Source organism: Streptomyces sp. M41, from assembly GCF_043673425.1.
In the GTDB taxonomy this organism is placed as follows: domain Bacteria; phylum Actinomycetota; class Actinomycetes; order Streptomycetales; family Streptomycetaceae; genus Streptomyces.
The window spans coordinates 167986-175437 of the sequence record NZ_JBIMKE010000016.1; the positions used below are offsets into that span (position 1 = coordinate 167986).

6 protein-coding genes and 1 tRNA gene are annotated in these 7452 nt (G+C 71.4%); 2 read left to right on the top strand and 5 right to left on the bottom strand.

What is annotated here, in order from left to right; all coding sequences use genetic code 11:
- Nucleotides 1-29: 29 nt before the first annotated feature.
- The 5 genes from ACHBTE_RS21055 to ACHBTE_RS21075 all read right to left on the bottom strand — a co-directional run bounded on the left by ACHBTE_RS21055 (nucleotide 30) and on the right by ACHBTE_RS21075 (nucleotide 5849).
- Nucleotides 30-1703, bottom strand: coding sequence for an AMP-binding protein (locus tag ACHBTE_RS21055; protein ID WP_394725527.1), 1674 nt, complete (start codon nucleotides 1701-1703; stop codon nucleotides 30-32).
- A gap of 114 nt (nucleotides 1704-1817) precedes the next feature.
- A complete protein-coding gene (locus tag ACHBTE_RS21060; protein ID WP_394725528.1) occupies nucleotides 1818-2282 on the bottom strand; it encodes a hypothetical protein in 465 nt (154 codons plus the stop codon).
- A gap of 92 nt (nucleotides 2283-2374) precedes the next feature.
- Nucleotides 2375-2980 carry a lytic polysaccharide monooxygenase gene (locus tag ACHBTE_RS21065; protein WP_394725529.1) on the bottom strand — a complete coding sequence of 202 codons (606 nt, stop codon included), beginning with the start codon at nucleotides 2978-2980 and terminating at the stop codon, nucleotides 2375-2377.
- A gap of 141 nt (nucleotides 2981-3121) precedes the next feature.
- Nucleotides 3122-4231 carry an SPFH domain-containing protein gene (locus tag ACHBTE_RS21070; protein WP_394725530.1) on the bottom strand — a complete coding sequence of 370 codons (1110 nt, stop codon included), beginning with the start codon at nucleotides 4229-4231 and terminating at the stop codon, nucleotides 3122-3124.
- 85 nt (nucleotides 4232-4316) lie between these two features.
- Nucleotides 4317-5849: a peptidoglycan-binding protein gene (locus ACHBTE_RS21075; RefSeq protein WP_394725531.1), complete on the bottom strand. Its 1533-nt coding sequence runs from the start codon at nucleotides 5847-5849 to the stop codon at nucleotides 4317-4319.
- A 184-nt stretch (nucleotides 5850-6033) separates the two neighbouring features.
- On the opposite strand from ACHBTE_RS21075, the gene ACHBTE_RS21080 reads away from it, so the two are divergent.
- Together ACHBTE_RS21080 and ACHBTE_RS21085 are read left to right on the top strand one after the other, a co-directional pair.
- A tRNA-Lys gene (locus ACHBTE_RS21080) sits at nucleotides 6034-6107 on the top strand.
- A 244-nt stretch (nucleotides 6108-6351) separates the two neighbouring features.
- Nucleotides 6352-7068 (top strand): FadR/GntR family transcriptional regulator, encoded by a 717-nt coding sequence (locus tag ACHBTE_RS21085; protein ID WP_394725532.1) that lies wholly within the window; start codon nucleotides 6352-6354, stop codon nucleotides 7066-7068.
- Nucleotides 7069-7452 lie beyond the last annotated feature (384 nt).

Below are 7452 nucleotides of genomic sequence, written 5' to 3' on the forward strand. Positions count from 1 at the left end.
AGAAAGCGCGAACCACCTCGCCATCTCTGTCATTGCGCGGCTACGCCGCGCGTTGTGGGGGCTTCGCCACCCACACCACCTGCCGAAGGGCCTCTCGTGGGAGCGAGGGGCCCTTCGGCATCTTCCGGGGTGAACCTGCGGTACGCCTCCTCCCCGGGTGGCCGCCACCACACCGGGTCCGCGCATCGGGGACCCTCCGCCCTGAGCAGCGCCCGCTGGATCTTGTTCGTGGCCGTGACCGGCATCCGCCGCACGACCCGTACGAACCGAGGCGCCATCTTCGTCCCGAGGTCGGGCTGGGCGGCGAGGAAGGCCGCGAAGTCCTCCGGCTCGAAGGTCCCGGCGAGCGCGGCCATCACCTGGTCACCGGTCACCGGATCCGGCACCGCGTAGACGGCGACGGCGTCGGCACCCTCGTACCGGGCGAGGATGTTCTCGATCATCGCGGCGGCCAGGTTCTCGCCGTCGACGCGCAGCCGGTCGTCCGTACGGCCCGCGAAGTACAGGAACCCGTCGGCGTCCCGGCAGAACAGGTCCCCCGTCCAGTACCAGCCCTTCCACCGCCGCTCCCCGTCCGCCGCCGCGTTACGCCAGTACCCCTCGAAGAGGTTCGGTCCGCGGTTGACGAGCTCCCCTATGGCCTCGTCCCCGTTGACCAGCCGCCCGGCCGCGTCGAACACGGCCGGCGGACACTCCGCACAGGTCCGCGGATCGAGTACGACGAGCCCCGGCGCCGCCCGCCCCACGGCCCCCGCGGGCGTCCCCGGCGACCACTGCACGGCCGCCCCGCCCTCGGAGGAGCCGTACCCCTCCACCAGGCGCACCCCGAACCGCCGCTGGAAGGCGGCGGCGTCCTCGGCGCCCGCCTCGGTGCCGAAGCCGAGCCGCAGCGGATGGTCACGGTCGTCGGGGCGGGGCTCGGTGGCGAGCAGGTACTGGATCGCCCGGCCCACGTAGGTGAAGTACGTCGCCCCGCACGCCCGGACGTCCGCGAGGAAGCCCGACGCCGAGAACCGGCGCCGCAGCGCCACTCCGGCGCCGGCGGCGAGGGCGGGTGCCCAGTCGGCGATCACCGCGTTGCCGTGGAACATCGGCATGCAGATGTAGTGCATGTCCTCGGGCCGCACCTGGAACTGGTCGGCCAGGGAACGCCCGGCCGCGGCCAGCCGACCCTGGGAGCAGATCGCGGCCTTCGGAGCGCCGGTCGAGCCGGAGGTGAAGTAGAGCAGGAGCCGGTCGCCCGGGGCGGCCCGGGAGGCGTCGGGCTGAGCGTCGGCGTACGGGGCGAGCAGGGCCTCGTACTCCGGGGTGCCGGTCAGCAGCAGCCGTACGCCGGGCAGGTCGAGGCCGTCGAGCAACGGCAGCCGGCCGCGCTCGGTGACCAGGATCCGGCACTCGGTGTGCAGGATGTCGCGGGCGAGCTCCGGTCCCCGGCGGGTCGGGTTGATCCCGGCGACGGCGGCCCGCGCGAGGGCCGCCGCGGCCAGCCACATCGGGTACTCCGGGGTGTTGTCGAGCAGGACGCCGATGTGCGGCTCGGCCCGGGGCGGCAGTAGGCCGGCCAGCAGTGCGGCCCGGGCGGCGGCACCGGCGGTCACCTCGTGCCGCGTCAGCGTCGTGCCCTCGAACCACAGGCCCGGACGGTGGTCGCCCCACCCCGCCGCCACGAGTTCCGCCACCGTGCGTCCCGCAGTGGACTCCATGGGTGCGCACGGTAGTTGACGAGGCGTCAGATGTGGAGGGGTGGAGTGAGCGCGAGCGGGCCGGAGTGGACCGGAGCGGACCAAGCGGACCGAGTGGACCGAGTGGACCGCGGATCAGAAACCCGGCGCGGCCATCTCGGCGGACACCTGGGCATAGGTAACGATGAAGCCGATGCAGAACACCACGACCACGCCGAGGAAGGCGAGCATGCCGAAGGAGGTCACGGCCTGCCTGCCGCGGCTAGGGCGGTGCGCGGTGGCGACCACCTCTGCGCCGTCGGCGTAGTACACGGTGACGATGTCGCCCTCGACCGTGGTCCCCGGGCCGTCCTCCTCCTCGAACCGGACGAGGCGGCCGTCGTGGGTGGCGAACTCGTAGACGTGGTGCAGCGTGGTGCGCACGTGCGAGTCATGGCCGCCGCCGTGCGTCGTGGTGTACATCCGCAGACACCGGCCCTGCGCGGTGAGCCCGCTGTTCCAGGCGCTGCGCAGCTGCAACGAGCGGCGCACCACCCGGTACGCCATGAACAGGGCCACGGCCATGATCAGGCTCGGTACGACGTAGAAGATCACGTCCATCGTTCAGTCCCCCGAGGTCGATGCGCCGACCCCGTGCGGCCGGCGTGGCAGGAACCTACCCACGCCGGCCGGGGCGCTGACTCAAGAGAACCTCAGAACGTGACGTCCGAGCACGCGTAGAACGCGTTGCCCGTGTCGTGGACCGTCCACACCGCGAGGATGACGTGGTGCCCGCTGAGGCCGGACGGCAGCCTGCCGCTGTGGGACAGCGTGGACGGCGGCCTCTGACCGTTGTACGGGACCGTGAAGAACGGCGTGAGGTTGAGGTCGGAGCGGGACAGGTTGTGGTTCTGGTTCCAGCCCGGCTTGGTGACGTAGTACCGGAAGTCGGTCGTGGCGTGCATGGCCGTGAACTGCCAGCGGAAGGTGTAGTTCTGACCTCCGGTCACCCTGGTGGTGGGCCAGGCGCCGCCGGACGGTGTCCTCGGCGAGCTGAGCTGGCTGAACTGGCCGAGGCCGGCGTTGCATATCTGGCCGTCGGCCGGGCCGGAGCCGGGGAAGCCCTTCGGGCCCTCGACGCTCTGCGGCTCCCACTGGATCGAGCCGCAGTTGGTCACGGTGCCGTTCTGACAGAGCTTCTGGCGACTGATGGGGAGGTCGGTGTAGCCGTGACCGCTGGCGCCTCCGCTGGAGAGGACGAGGGCGCCCGCCGTGGTCAGTCCTAGTGCGGCGGCGTACCACTTGGTCTTTCTGCGCATGCTGCTGCTCCTGGGAACGTGGGGGAGGTTCGATGAGCTTGCAGGTCTAGACCAAGTCTCAGATTATTGCTGACTGTTGAACATGTCCATACCAATAGGGGAACCTGTTCGACGGGCCGTCATCCGATCGCGGGCCGAGCGCTAACCGCCCGTCTCACCGCGTCCCGCACAGAACGCCACCGTCAAGTCCTTGACCAGCGCCTTGCGTTCGTAGTCGTCGAGTTCGACCAGGCCCCGCACCGTCAGCCGGGTCACCGTGTCCTCCACCGAGTCGACGACCGAGGTGAGCACTGTGGCCCGGTGCTGCGCGTCCAGCGCCGCGATACGGCGGCGGTGCATGGCGGCGGCGACCTCCGGGGCGTACTCCACCCGCACCGGGCGCACCGAGAACACCTCCAGCCCCACCGCCTGCGCGTCCCGCACCACCAGCCGGGTCAGCGTCTCTCCGGCCGCCTCGACGGAGCCACGCGAACCGCCCGGCATCTCCACCGGCACCCGGGCCAGCGCCGCCTCGACGCACTCACGCAGATACGACTCGTGGTCCTCCACCGCGAGCAGCGCCCGCGCGGTGTCCCGCACCCGCCACACCACCAGCACGATCACCCGCAGCGCCACTCCGCTGCCGTCGGCCGCGGGCATCGGCTCGCTGCGCCAGTGCCGCAGCCGTACGTCGACACGGCGGCGCAGCAGCAGCGGGTTGACCCACAGCAGGCCGGTGCGCCGGACCGTGCCCCGGTAGCGGCCGAACAGCCCGAGCACCCAGGCCCGGCCGGTCCGCCCCCGCGCCAGCCCGCCGAGCCCGACCAGCCCCAGCGCCCCGGCGCCCGTGTACGCCGCCCACTGCACGGGCCCCAGCCCGGCGCCGGCGGACACCGGCAGCCGCAGCGCCTCCACCGCGAGCGACGGCAGGACCCCCGCCCACCACGAGGTGGCCAGGCATCCGGCCGCGCCGCAGGCCCCGGCGAACACCCCGGCCGCCCCGGGCAGCACCCGCGCGGGCCGCTCCACCAGATCGGGGTCCACCTCCGGGGCGGGACGCGGCTCGGTCTGCATCGGGCGGCGCAGCCGGGGTTGCTCACCCGTGCCCTGCCGACGGGCCACGATCGCCGGCTTGAGCGGCACGGACACCGGGCCGGCGTCGTCGCGGAACAGCAGATGAACGGGGATCTCGGTGGTCGCCTCGTTCTGGATCAGCCGACCGGGGCGGGCGGGCCCCTCGGGCTCGGGCGTATGAGAAGTGGTCGTGGTCATGCGTGCCTCCAGCCTCCGCGCCAGATGCGTCACAGAAAGGTCGTACAGCCGGTCGTGCGCCCAGCGTCCTGAATCCCCTGCGCCCCTACGAGAAGAGCCGGCGCCAGGTCTCCGGCCCCGGAAAACCGTCCGCCGCGCCGCCTCGCCAGCCCTGGGTTCGCTGGAAGGCCGCCACCGCCCGCCGGTCCGCCTCGCCCCAGTGCGGTCCCGGGCCGGTCGGGTAGTGCTCGCCGAATCCCTTCTCCCGCAGCTGCCTGCCGAGCTGGGTGACATAGTCGTTGTGCGCGCCCGGCCGGAACATCGCCCGCCCGGGATAGCCGGGCACTCCGTGCGACGCCGGCGCCCGTCTGCCGCCCGGCCCGGCGGCCCCGGCCGCCTGGATGTCCTTGCCCTTGCCGCTCGCCAGCAGCGTCCAGGTCCCCGGCCCCGGCAACCCGTCCGCGTCCGCGCCGCGCCAGCCCTGCGCCAGCTGGAAGGCCCGGGTGGCCCTGCGGTCCGCGTCCGTCCAGCGCGGGCCCGGGCCCATGGAGTAGTACCGGCCGGCGCCGCGCGCCACGAGCATCCGGCCCAACTCGGTGACATGCCGGTTGTTGGCCCCGGCCCCGAAGTAGGCCCGCCCGGGGTAGGGCACAGCGCGCTGCGGCTTCGGCGGCTCCTGCACCTTCCCCATCCCCTGAGCCTTCTGCGCCCCGACCGGTGTCTCCGGCCCGGCGGGCTTCTCCGGCCCCGTGGGCCTCTGCGGCTCCGGCGCCTTCTTCAGCTCCCCCGGCTTGTCGGCGACGGGCTGCCCGGCGCCCGCCGGATCCCCCGCGGGTGGCCCACCGTCCGGCCGCACAACGGCAACGGCCTGCTGCCCGGACTCCCCCTTCGTACCCGTCGCGCCGGCCGCGAGCCCCTTGTACCGATAGGCGAGGTAGCGGTCGGAATGGCTCCAGTAGGCGTACGGGGTGACCAGCCGGCGGGCGTGCGGGCGCGTCGACTCGTAGGCGACGTAGTGGCTGTGCGTGTAGTCCGTCCAGCCGCCGAAAATGACGACGTGCGAGCCTTTCTCGGGGTCCGCCGGATTGTGGAACAGCAGAATGTCCCCGGGCTGGAGATCCTCCCGGGCGATTCGTACGCCGTACTGGTGGAGACTGCCGGTCCATTCGTTCCCGGGCAGATTCCAGGCCATCGAGACGAAGCCGGAGCAGTCCTGCCGGTATCCGTCGGACCAGTACCGGGACATGCTGTACGGCACCTTTGCGGCGACCCATTTCTTGGCCCGCTTGATGATCTCCGCGCGGGTGGTCGCGGGCGTCTTGACCGGCGCGGGCCCCGCCGGCCGACCAGCCGGACCGTGCAGCGGGGCCTGCCCGCCTTGCGGCGAGTCGGGCTCGTCACCTGCGGGAACGTCGGGACTGCCGGGTCGCTCGGGGGCGTGGGAGGCGGCGAGGGCCGGTGCCGCGTGACCGACGGCGAGGGCGGTGGAGGCGGCTGCGGCGACGATCAGCACCCGGGCGGTCGCCGGGTGGCGGCCGGTCGTGGAATGCGGCAGGACACGCCGCCAGTGGACGCATCCGGGGCAGTCGCAGTCACGCTCCGGATCGAATTCCTCGAATACCGGAGTCCGAGTCTCCATGCGATTCCCCTCACACTCCAGATCGAAATCTCCGCGGCTGTACACACCGTCAGTTTCACAACTGTCTTCCGCACGCGCATGTTGACGGTCCGAATGGTTTACGGCACCCCCGCCGCCCCGGCCCCCTCCCCGGCAGGTGGTCCGAGGCACCCCCGCAGGTCATGTAGAGTGACGACGTCAGCAGGCGCCGCTAGCTCAGTTGGTTAGAGCAGCTGACTCTTAATCAGCGGGTCCGGGGTTCGAGTCCCTGGCGGCGCACAGACGGTCGAAGGCCTCTCGCGACAGCGGGGGGCCTTCGCTCATGCGCGGGGTCCCCCGGGGCGGCTGGGGGTCCGGGGGTCATCCCCCGGGAAACGCAGCATCAGCGGGTCCGGGGTTCGAGTCCCTGGCGGCGCACGATGACGATGGCGGGATGTGATCGTGAGAGAGGCGATCACATCCCGCCATCGTCGTTTCTGTGCGCGAGGGGCCCGCGCTGTGTTTGGCCGGATACCCTCTGGCCATGGCAGCGCGTGACCTTCAGGAGCGGATCAAGAGGCTCATCATCGAGCGCCGGCTGCCCTCCGGGGCGCCGCTGCCGACGGAGCCCGAGCTGATGGCGCATCTGGGGGCCAGCCGGAATTCCGTGCGTGAGGCGCTCAAGGGGCTTCAGGCGATGGGGATCGTGGAGATCCGGCACGGGTTCGGGACGTACGTCGGGTCGATGTCGCTCGCACCGATGATCGAGGGCCTCGTCTTCCGGACGGTCGCCGGGCACTACCGCGGTGAGGACACCCTGCTCCAGCTGCTGCAACTGCGCGAGGCGGTGGAGACGGGGCTGGTGTCCCGGCTCGCGGGGCGGATCACGGACGCCGACCTCGTTGAACTGGACGCGCTCGTCGACCGTATGGAAGGGCAGGCGGCGCGGGGCGGCGAGGGGATCGCAGAGACCGACCGGGCCTTTCACGCCACCCTCTACCGGGGGTTGGACAACGCGCTGCTGGGTGAGGTCATGGAGGCGTTCTGGGACGCCTTCCACCGTGTCCACACCGATCTCGGCGGTGCACCGCAGGATCCGCTGGTCACCTGCCGGCAGCACCGGGAGATCGTGGACGCGGTGCGGTCGGGCGATGCGTTGCGGGCGGAGGAGGCCATACGGGAACACTTCGGCAACATCCGCGCCCGCGTGTCCACAACGGGTACACGGCACCCCCACAGGTGCCACAATGAGCGCGTATGACCGGTAAACACCTCGTTTCGCATCTTGCGATCATGTGGAACGACGTAGAACCTGGTGATTGGTTTTTCAAGATGCTGCGCATACGCGGCAGTTGGGGGGCAAGGAGCCGGTTGCCGGTTTTTGCCGGGGAGTAGGGGCCCCGTTCATGACCGCATGCCGAGGGGGGCATGATGCAACCGGAAGGTCGCGTTTCCATGTCTAAGGTGTGGAGGATGTGGTGACCGCGGCCCACCACTGATACGCCTGTGACGGTCGAGGGGGATCGGAACAGCCGTACAAGGAACCGACAGACACGCAGCGAACCTGCGTGTGGGGGGATGACTCATGACGTCGACGCCGACGGGCGCCCGGCAGAACTCCGACCCGTCTCAGACCACCCAGCTC